The 273-nt window shown below is 69.6% G+C and carries 1 pseudogene; it reads left to right on the top strand.

What is annotated here, in order from left to right:
- Positions 1–224, top strand: a pseudogene (locus tag QWJ41_RS21340) (glucosamine-6-phosphate deaminase); the annotation flags it as partial.
- Positions 225–273 lie beyond the last annotated feature (49 nt).

Genomic DNA, 273 nt, shown 5'->3' with positions numbered 1-273 from the left:
CCGACCTCGACGCCGTGCCGATCGAAGCGATCACCGTGACCATTCCCGCCCTGCTGCGGGCGGGGCGGGTGCTGGCGGTAGTCCCTGAAGGGCGCAAGGCCCAGCCCGTGCACGATGCGCTGACCGGCCCAATCGCAACTTCCTGTCCCGCCTCCGCTCTACGGACAGCGTCCCATGCGGCGATCCACCTCGACCCGGAGTCGGCGAGGTTGCTCCCGGACTGACCTTCCTGCCGATCACGGCAACCACATCGAACCCCGGGGGCAACGGCAG

Origin of the sequence: Nocardioides cremeus (assembly GCF_030518195.1) — a bacterium.
GTDB classification, from domain to species: domain Bacteria; phylum Actinomycetota; class Actinomycetes; order Propionibacteriales; family Nocardioidaceae; genus Nocardioides; species Nocardioides cremeus.
The sequence above is the reverse complement of the archived record's forward strand: the minus strand, read 5'-3'. Positions and strand labels throughout refer to the sequence as shown.